Origin of the sequence: Nitrosopumilus maritimus SCM1 (assembly GCF_000018465.1) — an archaeon.
GTDB classification, from domain to species: domain Archaea; phylum Thermoproteota; class Nitrososphaeria; order Nitrososphaerales; family Nitrosopumilaceae; genus Nitrosopumilus; species Nitrosopumilus maritimus.
On record NC_010085.1, the window covers coordinates 712,842 to 730,397 of the forward strand.

22 protein-coding genes are annotated in these 17,556 nt (G+C 34.1%); 5 read left to right on the forward strand and 17 right to left on the reverse strand.

Going from position 1 to position 17,556, the window contains the following annotated elements; translation table 11 throughout:
* The 6 genes from NMAR_RS04310 to NMAR_RS04335 form a co-directional block, all read right to left on the reverse strand.
* Entirely contained in the window at positions 1 to 396 is a 396-nt protein-coding gene (locus tag NMAR_RS04310; protein ID WP_012215189.1) for a 30S ribosomal protein S19, read from the reverse strand.
* A 27-nt stretch (positions 397 to 423) separates the two neighbouring features.
* A complete protein-coding gene (locus tag NMAR_RS04315) occupies positions 424 to 690 on the reverse strand; it encodes a 50S ribosomal protein L23 (protein ID WP_012215190.1) in 267 nt (88 codons plus the stop codon).
* Positions 687 to 1,502 carry a 50S ribosomal protein L4 gene (gene rpl4p / locus NMAR_RS04320; protein WP_012215191.1) on the reverse strand — a complete coding sequence of 272 codons (816 nt, stop codon included), beginning with the start codon at positions 1,500 to 1,502 and terminating at the stop codon, positions 687 to 689. Before rpl4p ends, NMAR_RS04315 begins: the two co-directional genes overlap by 4 nt.
* Positions 1,499 to 2,494 (reverse strand): 50S ribosomal protein L3, encoded by a 996-nt coding sequence (locus tag NMAR_RS04325; RefSeq protein WP_012215192.1) that lies wholly within the window; start codon positions 2,492 to 2,494, stop codon positions 1,499 to 1,501. The genes rpl4p and NMAR_RS04325 overlap by 4 nt, the downstream gene beginning before the upstream one ends.
* A 205-nt stretch (positions 2,495 to 2,699) precedes the next feature.
* Positions 2,700 to 3,512, reverse strand: coding sequence for a putative RNA uridine N3 methyltransferase (locus NMAR_RS04330; RefSeq protein ID WP_012215193.1), 813 nt, complete (start codon positions 3,510 to 3,512; stop codon positions 2,700 to 2,702).
* A 31-nt stretch (positions 3,513 to 3,543) separates the two neighbouring features.
* Complete coding sequence (locus tag NMAR_RS04335; RefSeq protein ID WP_012215194.1) at positions 3,544 to 4,281, reverse strand: archaeal proteasome endopeptidase complex subunit alpha; 738 nt, start codon at positions 4,279 to 4,281, stop codon at positions 3,544 to 3,546.
* A gap of 52 nt (positions 4,282 to 4,333) precedes the next feature.
* Here NMAR_RS04335 and NMAR_RS04340 point away from each other — a divergent pair, with 52 nt between their 5' ends.
* Both NMAR_RS04340 and NMAR_RS04345 read left to right on the forward strand, forming a co-directional pair.
* On the forward strand, positions 4,334 to 4,750 hold the full coding sequence (locus NMAR_RS04340; protein WP_012215195.1) for a DUF371 domain-containing protein: 417 nt from the start codon (positions 4,334 to 4,336) through the stop codon (positions 4,748 to 4,750).
* Between the two features lie 227 nt (positions 4,751 to 4,977).
* The gene (locus tag NMAR_RS04345) at positions 4,978 to 5,319 is read left to right on the forward strand and encodes a hypothetical protein (RefSeq protein WP_012215196.1); all 342 of its coding nucleotides are present in this window, start codon (positions 4,978 to 4,980) and stop codon (positions 5,317 to 5,319) included.
* Positions 5,320 to 5,475: 156 nt separating this feature from the next.
* Here NMAR_RS04345 and NMAR_RS04350 read toward each other — a convergent pair whose 3' ends face one another.
* The 6 genes from NMAR_RS04350 to NMAR_RS04375 all read right to left on the reverse strand — a co-directional run bounded on the left by NMAR_RS04350 (position 5,476) and on the right by NMAR_RS04375 (position 11,542).
* Positions 5,476 to 5,838 (reverse strand): hypothetical protein, encoded by a 363-nt coding sequence (locus NMAR_RS04350; RefSeq protein ID WP_148680094.1) that lies wholly within the window; start codon positions 5,836 to 5,838, stop codon positions 5,476 to 5,478.
* A gap of 81 nt (positions 5,839 to 5,919) precedes the next feature.
* The gene (locus NMAR_RS04355) at positions 5,920 to 7,539 is read right to left on the reverse strand and encodes a cupredoxin domain-containing protein (RefSeq protein ID WP_012215198.1); all 1,620 of its coding nucleotides are present in this window, start codon (positions 7,537 to 7,539) and stop codon (positions 5,920 to 5,922) included.
* Between the two features lie 86 nt (positions 7,540 to 7,625).
* Positions 7,626 to 8,276, reverse strand: a complete 651-nt coding sequence (locus NMAR_RS04360) for a Snf7 family protein (RefSeq protein WP_012215199.1) — start codon at positions 8,274 to 8,276, stop codon at positions 7,626 to 7,628.
* 91 nt (positions 8,277 to 8,367) lie between these two features.
* A complete protein-coding gene (locus NMAR_RS04365; protein WP_012215200.1) occupies positions 8,368 to 9,477 on the reverse strand; it encodes a redoxin family protein in 1,110 nt (369 codons plus the stop codon).
* A 4-nt stretch (positions 9,478 to 9,481) separates the two neighbouring features.
* Complete coding sequence (locus NMAR_RS04370; RefSeq protein WP_012215201.1) at positions 9,482 to 10,216, reverse strand: cytochrome c biogenesis CcdA family protein; 735 nt, start codon at positions 10,214 to 10,216, stop codon at positions 9,482 to 9,484.
* Positions 10,217 to 10,417: 201 nt separating this feature from the next.
* Positions 10,418 to 11,542, reverse strand: coding sequence for an aminotransferase class I/II-fold pyridoxal phosphate-dependent enzyme (locus NMAR_RS04375; protein WP_012215202.1), 1,125 nt, complete (start codon positions 11,540 to 11,542; stop codon positions 10,418 to 10,420).
* Between the two features lie 221 nt (positions 11,543 to 11,763).
* Here NMAR_RS04375 and NMAR_RS04380 point away from each other — a divergent pair, with 221 nt between their 5' ends.
* Entirely contained in the window at positions 11,764 to 12,444 is a 681-nt protein-coding gene (locus NMAR_RS04380) for a matrixin family metalloprotease (protein ID WP_238523215.1), read from the forward strand.
* A gap of 40 nt (positions 12,445 to 12,484) precedes the next feature.
* On the opposite strand, the gene bioB is transcribed toward NMAR_RS04380, so the two are convergent.
* From bioB to NMAR_RS04395, 3 genes are all read right to left on the reverse strand, one after another.
* Positions 12,485 to 13,465 carry a biotin synthase BioB gene (gene bioB, locus NMAR_RS04385; RefSeq protein WP_012215204.1) on the reverse strand — a complete coding sequence of 327 codons (981 nt, stop codon included), beginning with the start codon at positions 13,463 to 13,465 and terminating at the stop codon, positions 12,485 to 12,487.
* A 73-nt stretch (positions 13,466 to 13,538) separates the two neighbouring features.
* A complete protein-coding gene (gene bioA / locus NMAR_RS04390; RefSeq protein ID WP_148680095.1) occupies positions 13,539 to 14,852 on the reverse strand; it encodes an adenosylmethionine--8-amino-7-oxononanoate transaminase in 1,314 nt (437 codons plus the stop codon).
* Between the two features lie 51 nt (positions 14,853 to 14,903).
* The gene (locus NMAR_RS04395) at positions 14,904 to 15,089 is read right to left on the reverse strand and encodes a hypothetical protein (protein WP_187146567.1); all 186 of its coding nucleotides are present in this window, start codon (positions 15,087 to 15,089) and stop codon (positions 14,904 to 14,906) included.
* A gap of 80 nt (positions 15,090 to 15,169) precedes the next feature.
* On the opposite strand from NMAR_RS04395, the gene bioD reads away from it, so the two are divergent.
* A complete protein-coding gene (gene bioD / locus NMAR_RS04400) occupies positions 15,170 to 15,856 on the forward strand; it encodes a dethiobiotin synthase (RefSeq protein WP_012215206.1) in 687 nt (228 codons plus the stop codon).
* Here the strand turns inward: bioD and NMAR_RS04405 are convergent, their stop codons facing one another.
* Positions 15,857 to 16,258, reverse strand: a complete 402-nt coding sequence (locus NMAR_RS04405) for a hypothetical protein (protein ID WP_148680097.1) — start codon at positions 16,256 to 16,258, stop codon at positions 15,857 to 15,859.
* Positions 16,259 to 16,366: 108 nt separating this feature from the next.
* Here NMAR_RS04405 and NMAR_RS04410 point away from each other — a divergent pair, with 108 nt between their 5' ends.
* Positions 16,367 to 17,230: a prohibitin family protein gene (locus NMAR_RS04410; RefSeq protein ID WP_012215208.1), complete on the forward strand. Its 864-nt coding sequence runs from the start codon at positions 16,367 to 16,369 to the stop codon at positions 17,228 to 17,230.
* 15 nt (positions 17,231 to 17,245) lie between these two features.
* Here NMAR_RS04410 and NMAR_RS04415 read toward each other — a convergent pair whose 3' ends face one another.
* Entirely contained in the window at positions 17,246 to 17,539 is a 294-nt protein-coding gene (locus NMAR_RS04415; RefSeq protein WP_012215209.1) for a hypothetical protein, read from the reverse strand.
* Between the last annotated feature and the right edge of the window lie 17 nt (positions 17,540 to 17,556).

Sequence of the window (17,556 nt, forward strand, 5' to 3'; positions counted from 1 at the left end):
TCACTTCAATGGCACGTAAAGGCTGGATCTTGATGCACCTACACCAGGTGCACCGTGTGAAACCTTTCTGTTTGTTATGACATATTCTCCCAAGTAATGACCAATCATTTCTGTTCTGATTGTAACTGGTCTGAATTCTTTTCCTGAGAAAACATTTACTGTAACATCTACCATGTATGGTAGGATAATTAAATCTCTAACATGAGTCTTGATTGGGTTTTTTAATTTGCCTGCTTTTGCTGCTTTGATCTCTTCAATTAGTTTTCTTTTACCATCGGTAATTCCTCTAGTAAGAGATCTTCTTTGTCTTGCATTGAATAATTGGAATAATTTTTCTAATGACATGTTGTCAAGTTCTTCTTTTGGAATTCCTCTATATGCAAATTCTTTAACCATTTTTGTTCTTCACCTTCTAGCTCCCTATTATAGCATTCCTATCTTTGTTGCGAGGTCTCTTGCTTTTTCTGTATTTTCGAACTGGACAAATGCTTTCTTACCGTAAATGGTTCTTGCTGTGTTGACGTTCAGGACTTTTTCATTGTATAATGTGTTAACTGCTTCAGAAATTTCTGGTTTGCTTGCTGATCTCTCTACTATGAAACAAATCTTACTTTCATTTTCTACCATTGCAAATGTCTTTTCAGTAATGTATGGTTTGAGTATGATTTTACTTGCTTGATCTACATTCATTGTACTTTCGCCATTACCTCTAGATGTGTTGATTTTATTTTTCCAATCTCTTCAATTGCAGATTTGGAATAAACGGTTAATCTAATTGGGTCTGAACCCGGAGCTAAGTCTAATACGCTCAAATCTTTGACACTTGTTGCCTCTACACCTGGTAGTGCACCAATTGCTTTTGAAATATTTGATGCATCTTTTGTTACAAACAATACACTTTTTCCAACTTTCTTACTTCTTCCTCTAAGTCTTGATTGTCCAGAACGTGCTTTTCTTGTTTCTAATCTTTGTACATCTTGTGTTAGTTTTAATGAATCAAGTATTTTGGATACTTCGCTTGTTTTAGATACTGATTCAATATCATCTGAAACTACAATTGGGAATGATTCTATTCCTTCTACTTTATGTCCTCTTGATTCAACTCTATCTTTTGATGCAGTTGCAGCAATTGCAGAACATAATGCTAGTTTCTTTTCTTTTTTGTTTAATTTTTTGTAGATTACTTTCTCAACAATAGGTGGGTGTGCTTGTCTTCCTCCTCTAGTTGATGCAACTTCTGCACCTTGTCCTTGTCTTCCACCACCTCCACCTTGTGCTCTAGCAACACGAGATACACCTTGACCTGTTGGTGGATCGTTAGAGTCTGCAACTACATCTTGTCCTGCAGTTGGGTGTCTTCCTTGTGGTTGGAATTTGTGTGATGTAAGATTAGTGAAAGCTTTGTGAATTAATTCTCTTCTAAATGGTGTAGAAAATACTGCTGGTAACTCTACTTCGCCATCTTTTGTTCCAGTTGTTGTATATACTGCTGTCTTGGTCATACTACTACCTCCAAGATATTTGGTTTGTTGACTTTGTCTGGAACATTTCTGATTTGACTTCTTAGTTTGATTAGTCTTCTATATGCTCCAGGAACTGAACCTTTTAGAACAATAAAGTCTCCTTTAACTAAACCAAAATGTTTGAACCCTCCATCTGGATTGATTTTTAATTTATCATCATCAGTGTTACCCATAATCATAATTCTTTTGTCATATTCTACTCTTTGATGGAATCCGAACTGTCCTGCTCTTGGAACTGTATACATGACACTTTGTGGTGAGATTGGACCTAGTGAACCAACTTCTCTAACTGTCTTTCTTGATTTGTGTTGTTTCTTTTTTACGTTCCATCTTTTCAAAACACCTTGCCATCCCTTACCTTTTGTTATTGCTGCAACGTCAACACTTGCGCCGGTTTCGAAAATCTGATCAATCTTAATTTCTTTTCCAAGTAATTCTTTGACATGTGCAAATTGTTTTGGAATGTCTCCTCCGCTTACTGAAGCTTCAAAGATGTATGGTTTCTTTTGCTCAAGTCCTGCAGCACTTGGAGATATTGCAACAATTGCAAAAATCTCTTTAATCTTTTTCAAACTTTTTTCTGCATTATCTAATGCATTTTCTTGTTTGTTCTTTAATGAAATTTCTTTGGCGATGCTTTTTGGAATATCTTCTGCATAAACATCAAACTCTGCATGTAATCCGTCATGATCTTTTGAATAACCTCTAATTCCTAAAATCAATACTGGTGGTGTAACTAGAACTGTTCCAAGACTTACTAGTTGTTTTCCTGCATTGGGCACTTTTTCACGATCATCAATACTGACAATCTGAACGCATCCTGCTTTGAAACCACAATGAGCTAATATTTTTGGCTCTTCTGAATCTAACTTTGGCCATGCTCTGATTCTTGCCTCCATGCTTTTAGCACGTACTCTAGGTGAATACGCAAGGCTTCCTCTACGTGGTGAATGTCTTTTTCTAGCACCCATGACTAAATCGCATCATCGATTGCCCTCTATTAAACCATGTGAGACCTGGTTAACCACTAAAAAAATACTAGTTAACCAACTGTGCCTAAAAATCAAGGATTTAGAACTTCATTTAACATATTCCAAATTGTAATTGTACCGATAACAATACCTGCAGCTCCCACTCCAATTGCTAATAACAAAAAATTTTTTCTTTCTGCCATGATTATGATACACTTTGTGCATTAATTATTGATAATGTTCCAAGTAATGCTTCTTCTAGTCGTACTGTTTGTGTAGCTTGGTTTGGAAAAAAGTTTAGTGACTTTGCATTTTGTACATTTTTCATCTTTCCACCTAGAATTTCATGAATTCCTTTCTCAGGAGAACCAAATACTACAAGTGTTGGCTGATCTGACTTTGTATATTTTGCAATTTGTTCTTTTGTTGCAGTTTTACCCTTTCTTGATGTAAGAATTATGTTCCCTTTCCATTCTGATAACAATGAAAACAGGTTTGAACGTTCTTTGACGGTATATCCCCAATAATCGGGTGCTTCATTTCTGTTGATTTCTTTAATTGAAAAGTTTGGATGTCCTTCCTTGAATTGTACTGTCACTCTTTTTCCCATTAGTGTTTTGCCAAAAAATGGAATCAATTGGTTGATTCCAACATCAACAAATCGTTTTCCTTTGACACTTACTACTATTCCCTCTCTTACATCTCCTTTGTTTATCTTCTTTGGATTTGCTGGTGTAGCGTGACTTGGTATTCTCAGTGGTTGTAAAACTCCTGCAAACTTCAAATCATTTACTTTTGAAAATAATCTTCGTCTCAAAAATTGTGGAGTTTCTAAATATTTCAGAATCATTACCATGAGATTTCCATCTTGTTTGTTGTTTCCTTCTTGGTAGACATAGATTGTCTCAATTTTGAAAATTGCACATGCTCTTGCTAGAACTGAAATTTTTCTAGTCTTGTCTATCTTTAATGATTCATCTGATAGTGAAGATTCTGGAATTGCAACAGATAATTTCAATATAATCGAGTCTCACAAACAGATAAAATAATTAGTTCTTGTCGTGTGGATAGTTTTGTTTTGCAGCATTTGCATAATTTGCAACCTGCTCTTCTGAAACTATTTCATACAACCCGCTATCTGTTTTGATATGTGCCATTCTGATATGACCAGTTCCATCTTTGTCTTCACTTGATAGATAAATTCCTGCAGCTGCTAATGCAGATGCATCATCTAATGAAAGATCATTCTTGTATGTTTTTTCTAAAAAGTCAGTTACTTCATCAGAACCTGAACCAATTGCAATTGCATCATATGAGATGTATGTTCCACTTGGGTCAGTCAAATACAATTGTGGCTTACCTCCAACAACTCCTCCAAGAATTAGTGCAACACCAAATGGTCTTACACCTGCATATTGGGTATATTGTTGAGATTGATCAGCTAAGTGTTTAGCAATTGTTTCAACTTCTACTGGTTCATCGTAAATCATTTTGTTACTTTGAGAAAAGAATCGTGCATTGTCAACTTGACTTCTTGCATCTGGAATGTATCCTGCTGCAGCAACTCCAACATGATCATCAATTTGGAAAATCTTTTGTGCTGTTTTAGAAATTTGTAATTTTCTTGGTTTTTCTTCAACTGCAATTACGATACCATCTTTACACTTTACACCTACTGCAATTGTTCCTCTTCTTACAGTCTCAATTGCATATTCGACTTGGTATAATCTGCCGTCTGGTGAGAACACTGTAATTGCTCTATCGTAACCTTGTTGTGCAGGAAGCATTTGATTCCAATGCTTTGAAAGTTTAATTTAAGTCTAGCCTATCTGTTTTACCGTGAAATTCAAAATTGAATTTTCAGGACATGAAAATATTAGATCAAATCACCAAAAAACCATAGAGATTACAAAAGAGTCTCATTTGACACCTCAGGGTGATTGTATTGTTGGTGTAAATGCAAATCACGCATGCGCGGATTTACCACAAGATCTTAAAGAGAAATTAAAAAACCCTGATTCAAAAATTACATTTTCTATTGATGTGGGAGAACATAATTTCACCATTGAAGGAAAGGGTCATCCTGATCTTATTCTTACACATGATGAAGATATCGTGATTCGAAAAAGCGACTTTGTTTGTCCTAGAACTTTGGCTGTTAAATGTGACAAAGCATCTGATTTGTTACCCCGAGAAATGGTTTCTATGTTACAAGATCCTAAAACTAAAGGCACCTTTACAATTACTGTTGATTAAAACTGTGACAATTTTATAGTGATTAATTGTATTTTGATCATGGGCACGAAAACTAATCTGTTTATTTTAATACCTCTAGCTGCATTTGCTGCAATAATTCTTGGGTCAGGAATGTATATGACATTGTGCAAAAACGCTCTTGTCCCTCTTCCTTGCTGAATAATTTCCATCTTTAGTTAATTCTGATTTATCATGATTTTCTTAAGACATAACAAATACGATCTTTTATGGCAAAACCGACTGTTGAATTACCTATTTCTAAAAAACCAACAGATGCTGAACTAAAAAAACTCAAAGATTATTTCAAAGAAATGCCTGTTGATGAAATTCTTACTGGACTCAAATTTGCTAAAAATAGATGGTCTGCCAAAGATGCCGGAACTCTAAAGGTCGGAAGAAAGAGCATTATCCAAAAAGAAGTTCATTCTGTTACCACTGAACAAGCTCAATGGAGATTAAAAAACTGGAAGATGATGATTGCAAACTATAGAAGAAGAGGATACAGTTATCCTACAATTTCTAGAATAAAGAAAATTCTAGTTCAAAAAAGTAAAAAGAAATCAAAGTGATTCAAATCATTGGTGTTCTAAAACAAATCTCTCCATACACATTAAGACAATAAGTAAACAACAACACAAATCCAATAATTACTGGAGGTGTAAAAATTAGAAAATACGTCCGTGTTTTCATATTTCTTAACTGATCAAATATTCCCATTTTTGTCACTATTGACCATTGAATTGAAGATTCCATCTCTTTGACCATCTTCTAATCATATAAACTGCAATTGCGTATGTGATTGCACTATGTACTATTATCAATGAAATTCCCAACTCCGTGTTTTCTCCCAAAAGTGCATATCCCCAATTAAACCCGGTTTCTTCCGAGAAGACTTTTGCTGAATAGATAGAATCTTCTTCAAACGGATATACTACCATTTGAATTACTGTTGAAATTCCTGCCCATGCAAGCATTATTGCCATATACCATCGAAATCTTTTGACTCTGTATGATGCAACAATGTCTGCTATTGGAATAAAACAGAAAATTGTTTGCCATGTCATACTTACAGGTCCTTTGGCTGGCATGAATTTTTGAAATTATGATTGCTATTTAGCTTTACGAAAGAATTGTTTGTACAAAAAGAAAAGAAAAAGTGGAAATGATTCCTACTCGACGTTTATTTCGCCTTGCATCCATGGATGCAATTGACAATAGTAGTAGTATTCTCCTTTGGCATTAAATGTGTAAGACCATTCATCGCCACCAGACATGAAACCACTATCAAATAATCCGTCTTCATCATTAGGTGTTGGTGTTTCTGCCCCTGTGGAACTAACTGAAGTTACTGTGTGTGGTAATGTGTCGGAATTAACCCATGTTACAGTGTCTCCTAGATGAACATGTAGATTAGCTGACATGTAACACCAATCATCTACCTCACATCCTGGTACTCCAGAACCTTTTGGTATGTCAACATGATTTGGTGGTAATTCTTTCATTACTGGAATACCACTGTCAGACATTGCAGCTACTGCAGCAAGTTCTGCATCTTCAATCACTTCATGAATTTCGTGTAAAACATGTTCTGCTGAATCATTGCCTGAATTGTAGACATTGATTTGATTTCCAACATCTTCTACAAGTTCTGATGAAATGTAAAGTGATGTCAAACCACTGTGAACTGCAATCACTCCTGCTATAGTGTCTTCAGCAGATAGTTCATTCAATTCAAATTTGTGAAGATATTCATCAAGTGCTCCTATGAACTCAGGATTGACATTTTGTGGTTCCGCTGTCAAGTGAACTGACTCAACTGCATCTGCTCCTGATAGTTTACCTGAATCGATGTGACCAATGATTACATCTACTCCTTCAATAAGATCAGATGTGATGTATAGTCCAACAAAACCATCATGTACTTCTTTGATTCCATCAATAGCTTCATCAGCTGAAATCTTGCCCTTCTCGAACATGTGAATGACTTCGTCCAATGCACCTTGATACTCAGGATTGACATTTTGTGGTTCAGCTGTCAAGTGAACTGACTCAACTGCATCTGCTCCTGATAGTTTACCTGAATCGATGTGACCAATGATTACATCTACTCCTTCAATAAGATCAGATGTGATGTATAGTCCAACAAAACCATCATGTACTTCTTTGATTCCATCAATAGCTTCATCAGCTGAAATCTTGCCCTTCTCGAACATGTGAATGACTTCGTCCAATGCACCTTGATACTCAGGATTGACATTTTGTGGTTCAGCTGTCAAGTGAACTGACTCAACTGCATCTGCAGTATTCAAAGAACCATTGTCATGTAGAGCAAGTTTTTCTCCTACACCGTCAATGATGTCATTTGAGATTTTAGCATCAACATATGCATCATGTACTTCTTTGATTCCATCAATAGCTTCATCAGCTGAAATCTTGCCCTTCTCGAACATGTGAATGACTTCGTCTAACTGTGCTGGAAACTCTTCATCTGCATTATTTGCAGAAGGTACAATCTTACTTACCTCATGTTCATCATGATCATCTGAATGAGTTTTTTCTGAAACAACTGAAGGATTCAAAAATGTTTTGAACCAATTTGTTTGATATGCTTCTTTTCCACCTGGATAATCTGAACATAACACCAATCCACAAATGTCGGTACTAGAACCATATTGTGATGTTCCTACGCCTTTTCCTTTTAGAGCTTCAGCATTTGGAATAACATTTGTTCCAACTATACCAACAATCATGATTGCTGTTATGAAAACAACCATACTTGTTTTAGACATGAATGGTACAAATGATAAAGTGTACTTAATCTTGTGTCTATTTCTGAATCTTTATTCTAATAATGTAGAATCAAAAAATTTTCTGTTTAGATGAAAATGTCTGTTTTCTTCTCAACAATTTGTTGTTTGAGAGAATCTGGAACGTCTGGAATTGATGCTTTTGTTTGACCAGCAATAACTCCTTGTGCTTCTTCTAAGATTGCCAATGTATCTGCGTTGGTTTCTGGACCGACGCTCATTGAATCTCCTAAGTCTACTGATGAGCCTGACATTACATCTCCAAGTACTGATGACAAGTCTTGCATTGACGCATTTGCCTCTGGCATGATTCCATTAAGTGATGGAGCTAATCCCTTGATTATTGACATACATGGACTGAGTGTGACTACTACATCTCCTAGTTCTGATACTGTATCTAGTCTAAGTTTGACTTGCTCCATTGAAAGTTTGGCACCACTTACCATGTTTTTCATCTTTCTTACTTGGGCTAATTCATTTGCGTATGCTTGAGCATAGGCATTTTTGTTACTTTTATGAGCACTGACTATTTTTTCAAAAATTTGATCATGTTTTACTCGTAATTTTTCATTAATTCCTTCTAATTTTGTTATTTGAAATTGTAATTTTTTTTGTGCAAAGTCGATTTTGTTCTTTAGTGGCTCATCAGGCTTTACTTTTCCCATGACTTTTTGGGAAATACTTTCTCCCCCTGTGTTGTTCCAAGAGTTACTTAGCATGTCTGATTCTCGATATTGGTCAAAAATTTTGTTTTAAAGAGATTTGTCACCCTAGCTAGTGTAACTGGAGTGACAGATAGTTGTAGTTACACTACCCAAAGGTAAATGTGAATATCTGGAATCCCTTACCCTTGACTTTTAACTCCAATACATGGGATGCACTCTCTTCATTGGTAATGATGTTGTATAGTCCTGGTTCAGAAACACTTAGAGTATTTCCAGATATAATGTCATTGCCAGAGTATTGCACTGGTAATGCTTCTCCATCAAGATAAATCTCTAGTTCTGCATTATTTGCAGTCACAATGTTTACCTCTTTTGCATTATACAACAATTTAATTTCTCCTTCCTCAGAAATCAATTCCATACTGTCTTCATGGTTTTTCCATGTTCCAATTGGGTAGAATTTGTGTAATTCTATTTTATCTGACTCTTCATACACAACTGTTTTTTCTGGCTGGAATCCTTCTTCACTACCTAATTGATTTCTGTTTTGTGCAAAGTAATATCCAAAGTATAACTCTGGTGTTCTAAACAATGTATGTTCAAACTCTTCAATGTCAACTAATGATAAAGCAGATGCCATTTGAATTCCTAATGAATCAGATCTTTCTTTGATTAATTGTTGAATAATTTTTTCAGTTTCTTGATATCCTCCTTCTCCTATGTGATCATATCTAATGTAACCTTCATGATCTGCAATGTATTTTCTTGGCCAGTATCTGTTTTCAAACGCTTTCCAAGTTTCCATATCGTTATCCATTACAACTGGATAGTTGATTCCGTGTTTTTCAATTGACATTTGTACATTTTCAGGGACTTTTTCAAATTCAAATTCTGGAGAATGTACTCCAACAATTAACAATCCTTGATCAGAATATTTGTCATCCCAAGCTGTGATGTATGGTAAAGTTCTGATACAATTAATGCAACTATATGTCCAAATGTCATATAGCACTACTTTGCCTTCAATCTCTTGTGCTAATTCTTCAGGAGTTGTATTCAGATAGTGGGCAATTCCTACTAAATCAGGTGCTTTTTTGAAGCCTGATTTGTCTATTTTACTAGCAGAATTTGCACTATCAAAGTTATTGGCTGTTTGAATATTGTTTTCAATTGTAGAAAAAACAATACTTGTAATTCCTATTCCCACGGCAATCACAATTCCTAAAATTAATGCGGTTTTAATTTCTGATTTCATTTGATCACCCTAGTAACACCAGTTCGTTGAGAAGAGGAAAGTTTGCAATATATGCTAATTGATTTGTAAAAACTAAAACTCCTAACACAATAATGAATCCTCCTAAAATTATGTTATAATATTTTAGATGTTTATTCATTTTTTTAATGAGTCTTGTTCCTCTTGAAAGAAACACTCCCATCAGAATAAATGGAATTCCTAATCCTAGAGAATACATCAACATTATGTTTAGTGCATGAGCTGGAGTTGCTGCTGCTAAAGTCAAAATTGTCCCTAATACTGGACCGACACAAGGAGTCCATGCAGCTGCAAATGCTAATCCAAAAATAAATGAAAATGGATAACTAACTTTCATTCCTTTTGGAATAATTTTTCTCTCTACGTTCAATTTTCTGATTTTTATTGAAAGCATCAAAAACACTCCAAATGAAATAATTATTGTTCCTCCTATCATGTTGAATGTGGATGTAAATTCTTCACCCACATTTGAAAAAATACTGTTAATTATTACACTGTAAATTGCAAATACTGTTGTAAATCCTAACACAAAGAAAATTGTATTGAAAATGATATTTGATCTACTGATTACTTTTGTAGTTTGATTTCCATTTTGATTTAATTCTGAAAGTGTAGTTCCAGAAATATATGCAAGAAATGCTGGAATCATGGGTAAAATACAAGGAGCTACAAACGATCCAAGTCCAGCAAGAGCTGCAATTGCCAGAGTTATTTCAGCCATGATTCAAATTTACAATTTTTACTTTAAAGCATTCTTCCAGATTTTTACCAAATACTCAGACAATCCGTTTTTAACTGGGTTTTGCCTAATTTTGATATGAATAAACGATTTGTGATAGTTGGTATTGTTTTGGGCATCGTTGTTGTGGCTGCTGTTTTAATTGGGTCTCCAATGTTTGGCGGTTTTGACGCTATGAGATAATTAGCAGAATTTTACGTATGCTTTTTCAAAAATCTCCAAGGTTCTCTCAATATCTTTGTCATTTAGCCAAGCTGTAACTGAAATTCTCAATCTTGCTTGATTTTTTGGCACGGTTGGGTATCTTATTGGCTGTGCAAATACCCCATTATCAAACAGAAATTTTCCAAAGTCCATGGCTGATTTTTCATTTCCTATGATTATTGGAATTATCTGAGATTTTGAGTTAATCTCAAATCCTATCTCTTTGAGGCCTTTTGATAATGACTTTGTATTTTTTTCTAGTATCTTTCTCTGTTTTTCTCTATTTGATTTGAATCGTTTTAGAGAATGTTTTACCAAAAGTGATGGCAGTGCTGATGTGTAGATAAATGATTTTGATTTATTTACACACAAATCAATTACATTATTTTGTGCAGCAATATATCCTCCAAATGATCCTAGTCCTTTACTTAGACTGCTAATATACAAATCAATTTTTTTCCCAACGCTAAAATGATTGGGTGTTCCTTTCCCATCTTTTCCTATTACAAAATCCCCATGCGCATCATCAACAATTGTTATGGCATTGGTTTTCTCTGCAATCTCTGTAATTTGTTTTAGTGATGATAAATCTCCATCCATACTAAATATCCCTTCAGTTATGATAAACTTGTTTTGTGCTTTTTGTTTTGATTTAGAATGTAAATCTTGCATGTCATTATGTTTGTAAATTGAAATTTTGGCATCAGTTAATTTACATGACTCTATAATACTTGCATGATTTAATTCATCACTTAAAATTAAATCTCCTTTTTTTGCAATTGCAGAAATTGAACCCAAGTTTGCCATGTATCCTGTAGGATAAATCAAACTGTTTTGTTGAGATTTATGTTTTGCAAGTTCTTTTTCTAGTTTAATGTATGATTCGTCATTTCCTGAAACCAATCTTGAACTTGATTGAAGTTGATCCGTTTGTAGTTTAGTTATTGGTAATCCAAGATAATCATTTGAACATAAATTTAATAATTTTTTACCATTAATTGTAATGAATTCATTTTGAATTTTTCCAAATCTTAATTTTCTATACAGATTGTTTTGTTTAATTTCGTGTAATTCTTCATCAACAAATCTTAATTTTTTCTTCAAGGTCTATTTTTGACTGTTGAAATCTTATATGCCTATAGGGCCGATCTTTCCAATTTTTTCTGAAAATTTCTTACAGGCGTAAAATTTTGTGCCTAAATGTAGTTCCCAACTTTGGGAAATAGGCATCTTTATACCTTATTCCCATCTATGGGAATTGGGTCAAAAATATGAAAATCACACTAAATTCAAAGATTTTTTCTTGTATCCTTGCAGGATTTTTGATGTTATCAATACCTGGTTTTATTCAAGATACTGATGCAGTTGCTCCATTAACATCCAAGTTCCTTTCTCTTGAAAAAAATGGAATCATAACTTCTGCATTTTGGAATATTTTGCCTCATGAAGAATTAGATGTTGTATTTTTAGGAAGTCATTTGTTAACTGATAAACAACTTGATGCAGTTGTTTATGCATTAACATCTCATGACACAATTGAATTAGATGATTCTGCTAATGATAACTTGGTAAATTCTAAATCTACCTATTATTTGGGATGGGAAGGTGCATTAACTGCTGCACAAAATATTGATACGGAGAATACAATTCCTACAAAATTCAATATTGTCTCAACATTGAGTGATAAAAATAACATTGTAATTCAATTTTCAAATTATAGAGAATCTGACGGATATTCTGGGTATGCACGAATATTCACACATGATCGTGAAATTCTACAATCTCATATTATGATTTATGATGTAGAAAAACTGTCTGCTGAAGATTTGACAACTATTATCAGACATGAATTTGGACATGCTCTAGGTCTAGGACATTCTATTGATTCAAATGATTTAATGTCAAACATGATTCTTACTGAAACTCCATACATCTCACAATGTCACATAGATGCTGTTAGAGATTTGTATGATAATAATGATGAAAACTTTACAGTGTGTAATTAATTTCAAACATTCTTCTCAACTACAACTATAGCTAGTTTTTTTATTGTGATTTAAGACCAATCTTTTCAATCATTGCATGGTCTTTTTGAGCTTCATTGCCCCCCATAGTAAGGTATCCTGAGGTAATGATTCCATTTGCTCCACTTTGAAGTAATTCCTCGCCTGAATCCTCTAGGTTGGTTTCTCTTCCTCCTGAGATTTTAATGACTGACTCTGGAAGTAAAAATCGGATAACTGAAAACATTCTGACAATTTCAGAATTTGGCAAATCTGTTTGTAATTCCAATGGAGTTCCTGGTACTGGTACCAAAATGTTGATTGTTACTTCTTCAGGGTACAATCTTGCTAACTCTAATGTTAATTCTAATCTCTGTTCTCTTGTTTCACCTAATCCGATAATTCCACCAGTACATAACTCCAATCCTGCATCTCTTGCTATTCCTAGTGTTTCTAGTCTGTCTTCATATGTGTGAGTTGTACATATTTCTGGAAATTTTGATTTTGCTGTCTCTAAATTATGGTTGTATCTTTTTACTTTGAGATCTTTGAGTTTTTTTGCTTGTTCTTGTGTAAGGAATCCTAGACTACATTCAACACTTATTCCAACTTTATCATTAATTTCAGTAATAATTTTGCAAACTTTTTCAAAATCTGTTCTTGATGGTTCTCTCCATGCTGCAACTAGACAATATGACTCTGCACCTTCTTCTTTTGCTTTTTGAGCCTTTGACACTACTTCTTCAGGTGATGGTAGTTGGTATGTCTCTATACCTGTATCAAAGAATGCAGACTGTCCGCAAAATGTACAGTCTTCACTACATGCATTTTTCTTTATGTTGTTTAGTTGTTCAACGTCTACTTTTTCTCCATTAAAATCTCGAGTTATCTCATTTGCACATCTTGCCAAATCCTTCAGATTCTCCTCTGGAATGTTTAGTAATTTTTCAGCATCTTCAGCAGTAATGTGATTTCCTGAAAATACTTTTTCTTGACACTCTTTGATGAACTCTAGAGTACTCATGGTCTAATACAGATATTTTCCATTTATAACAATAATGGAAAGGTTAACCTTTGAGCCTATAGGGGGTTAACAGTTAGATTACTTGTGATTTTGCATCCTGAATTGTCTTTATCGTGCGTGTTAGGAGAGAGTTTAGTTCTTTTTCTGATATTGCCAGTGGGGGCACTAGCATGACTATGTTGCCTAGGGTTCTAAGATAGATTCCATTTTTCTTTCCTATTTCATAGAATATTTTATTGATGGATTTTTTGGGATGAATTGGAGTTTTTTTCTTTCTATCTGTGACTAGCTCTATTCCCATAAGCATTCCTTTGTGTCTGATGTCTCCGACAATGTCTATTTCCGAAATTTCATCATAATATTTCTCAAACACTTTGGATGTTTTTTGGACTTTTTTGATGAGATTGTTTTTCTTGTACATGTCGATATTTTCATTAGCAACTGATGCTGCAAGTGGGTTTCCAGTGTATGTGTGTCCGTGGAAAAGATGTTTCCAATCATTGAATTCACCTGAAAATGAATCATAGACTTTTTTATTTGCAAGAGTGGCTGCCATTGTAAGATACCCTCCAGTTAACATTTTTCCATATGCTACAATGTCTGGAATTGATTTTTGTTCTTGGTATTGTGTCATTGATCCTAATCTTCCAAATCCTGTTGCAATTTCATCTAAGACAAATAATACATCGTATTTTTTACATAACTGACTAATCTTTCTTTGAAATCCTTTTGGATAAATAATCACTCCTCCTGCAACTTGTGCTCCGCTTTCCATTACAAATGCTGCAATGTTGTTATTTTTTGAAAACTTTTTTTCTATTTTTTCTAAACATTCATTTTGATAATCAGATAATGTGTATCCTTTTGGTAATCGATAATTATTTGGAACTGGAAATTGCAATGTCTGAAATAGTTGTTTTTTGAATTTTCCAAAAAATTGTGGAACATATCCTACTGCCATGGCACCAAATGTGTCCCCATGATATCCGTTTTCTACAGTTGCAATCTCTGTCTTTTTCTCTCCAATATTTTTCCAGTATTGTAATGCAATTTTGATTGCAATTTCCATTGCCGATGAGCCATTATCTGAATAGAATACCTTGTGCATTCCTGGTGACATCTTGATAAGACTATCTGCAAGTTGTTCTGCAGGCTCGTTTGTAATGTTGAACATAGAAGAATGCTGTAGTTTTTTGCTTTGATTTGTGATTGTCCTCACCAATTGAGGATTAGAATGTCCCCAAACGTTACACCACATAGAGGCAACTGCATCAATCATTTTATGACCTTTAGAATCTACAAGCCACATTCCTTTGGCCTTGGTAATTTTATCAAATGAATTCCATTCTTTCATTTGGGTATTTGGGTGCCAAACAGAACTTTTCAACTGATTTACTCTGGTATCAGATCTTAATAATTATCCGATTATTCTTGAAAATTACTCAACACCTATGCTTCTCATTGCAGCACAAGCTTTTCCACCTTTACTCCAACATTTGCATGAACAAGATACTGCTTTACCACTTTCCAAATCTTTAATGACTTTGTGAAAAACACCTTCTCTGACTTTGGATTCTATTGTTATTGTCTCATACTTGTCAGAATCTTGAAAGTTTTCGCTCATGGGATGATTTCTCATGGGTATTTTTAACAATATAGTCCAACCGATGAGTTAATCAATGGATTATTCTGAAAATATCTCTGATGAAATCTATCTTTGTTGCTGGAACTGATACTGATGTCGGTAAAACCTACATCACTGCAGGATTGGCAGTTGCATTACGAAAAATGAATGTAGATGTTGGTGTGATGAAACCTTTTGCTGCAGGCACTGCTCAAAAAAAAGGTTTCAAATCAGAAGACGTTGAAATTTTGGCCAAAGCTGCACAGGTAGCTGATCCTGAAAATTTGATAAACCCTCAATTTTTCCCAATTCCTGCATCTCCTTACACTGCTTGGAAAAATCTAAAAACAAAACCCAAAGTTTCTACTATTCTATCTAGTTTCAAAAAATTATCAAAACTACATGAAATGATTCTTGTAGAAGGAATGGGTGGAATAATGACGCCTATTCTCAAAGACTATTACATTACAAATTTGATAAAAGAAATGAAAATTCCATCTGTAATTGTTACTAGAAGTAAAGTTGGCACTGTTAATCATACCATAATGACAATTCAGATGTGTCAGAAATACAAAATTCCAATTAAAGGAATAATCATTAATGATTTTGATGATGATGGTTATCCTATAAAAAATCTCAAAAGAGATTTGGAGAGTTTAACAGGAGTCAAAGTTTTGGGTTCTATTCCATTTATCAAAGATATGAGTAATGCATCACTAAATAGAATCTTTAAGAAAAACATTGATTTGAAATCTTTGTTAAAGTAATTATGAATAGTACTCTTTGAATCCTTTATCTGTAGAATAAATCTCAATTTTTGGTCCAAACATTCCTTGTTTTTGTATTACTTTGATAAGATCCCGTTTTTCTAATTGTTGCAGAATTGAATCAAGTTCTTTTGAATCAATTTTCAAATTTCTTTGAATTTTATCAAATGTGTTTGCACCTTGATGCATAATCCCCAAAACTTGCATGTCTTTAGTTTGTGGGGTCAATGGTTCTTCTTTTGGACTTTCTCTCGTGTTTTGTGATTCTTGGAACGGTCTTTCTTGCCTGTAATAATCTTCAGTTTTCTGTCTTCTTTTTGCAATCACTCTTGGAATAATTCGAGCTAATGGAATTGCTAGAAAAATTATCAAATAAATCCATGAAAAGTTTGGGTCTGCCATAATCTAACTTGATATTCTTGAGATAAATTTGTTCATTTCATGTATTTGTGGTGCCTAAATCAGCAATATTACAGATGGTATAATAGTGGTAAATGCATAATGGAGTAGATGTCAAAATACCGTTCTCCACCAATGAGTGTCAACATGAATGCAGCCAAAGGTGTTGCAATTGGAATCATTATTTTAATCATAATTGGAGTTGTTGCATTTGCGTCAGTAAAGATTGTAGATGCAGGTCATCGTGGCGTTTTGTTACACTGGAATGCAGTTGATTTGACACAACCTCCACTTGAAGAAGGTCTACATTTTGTAATTCCATTTCAAGATGAAGTTGTAGATATTGAAGTTCGTACGCTAAAATATGAAAAAAATACTAGAAGTGCATCTAAAGATCTTCAAACGGTAGAAACAACTGTTACTGTAAACTATCATCCTGATAAAGAAGCAGTACATAGACTATACAAGAATCTCGGATTAGATTATGAAAATAGAGTAATTCAACCAGCAATTGAGGAGACTGTAAAACAAGTAACTGCAAATTATAATGCAGAAGAATTAATCACAAAAAGACCTCTAGTAAAACAAGACATCGAATCATCAATTAGAGAAAGATTAAATCAATTTGAAGTAGTGACTGAAGTAATTTCTATTACTGATTTTGAATTCTCCCCATTGTTTGCACAAGCAATTGAGTCCAAAGTGGAGGCTGAGCAAAAGGCACTCAAAGCAGAAAATGATTTGCTAAGAATAGAGGTAGAAGCCAAACAACGAGAAGCCAATGCAATAGGTATTGCCAATGCCAACATTGCAGAAGCAAAAGGTGAGGCCGAAGCAATTGCAATTATCAACAAAGCCCTTGCTGAAAATCCAAATTATTTAGAATGGCTAAAGACACAAGCTTGGGATGGAAAATTGCCTCTAGTAGTAGGTGAAGGTGGTACACCATTCATTCAAATCCCGGTTACACCTTAATCATTTCTAAATATTTTAGTTATTTTGTTTCTCTCTAATCACATCATACATTGCTAAAAATTGATCTGGTTCTTTTTGGCGGTAGTGTTTTTCTAAGTTTTGAATTTCTTTATCTGATTTCTTTTCTCCTTTCTCTTCATAGTATTCTTTGATGATTTGAGATGGTGTTTTTTGGATGTTGTATTTCTGTAATGTTTGATTCACTGATCTTTTACACATGAAATCATACATGGCATATTTGTACACCAAATAACCTGTCAATCCAACTACTGCAACTATGATTATTGGAATTATGATTACTGATGCCATGATTTTTGTATGTATTT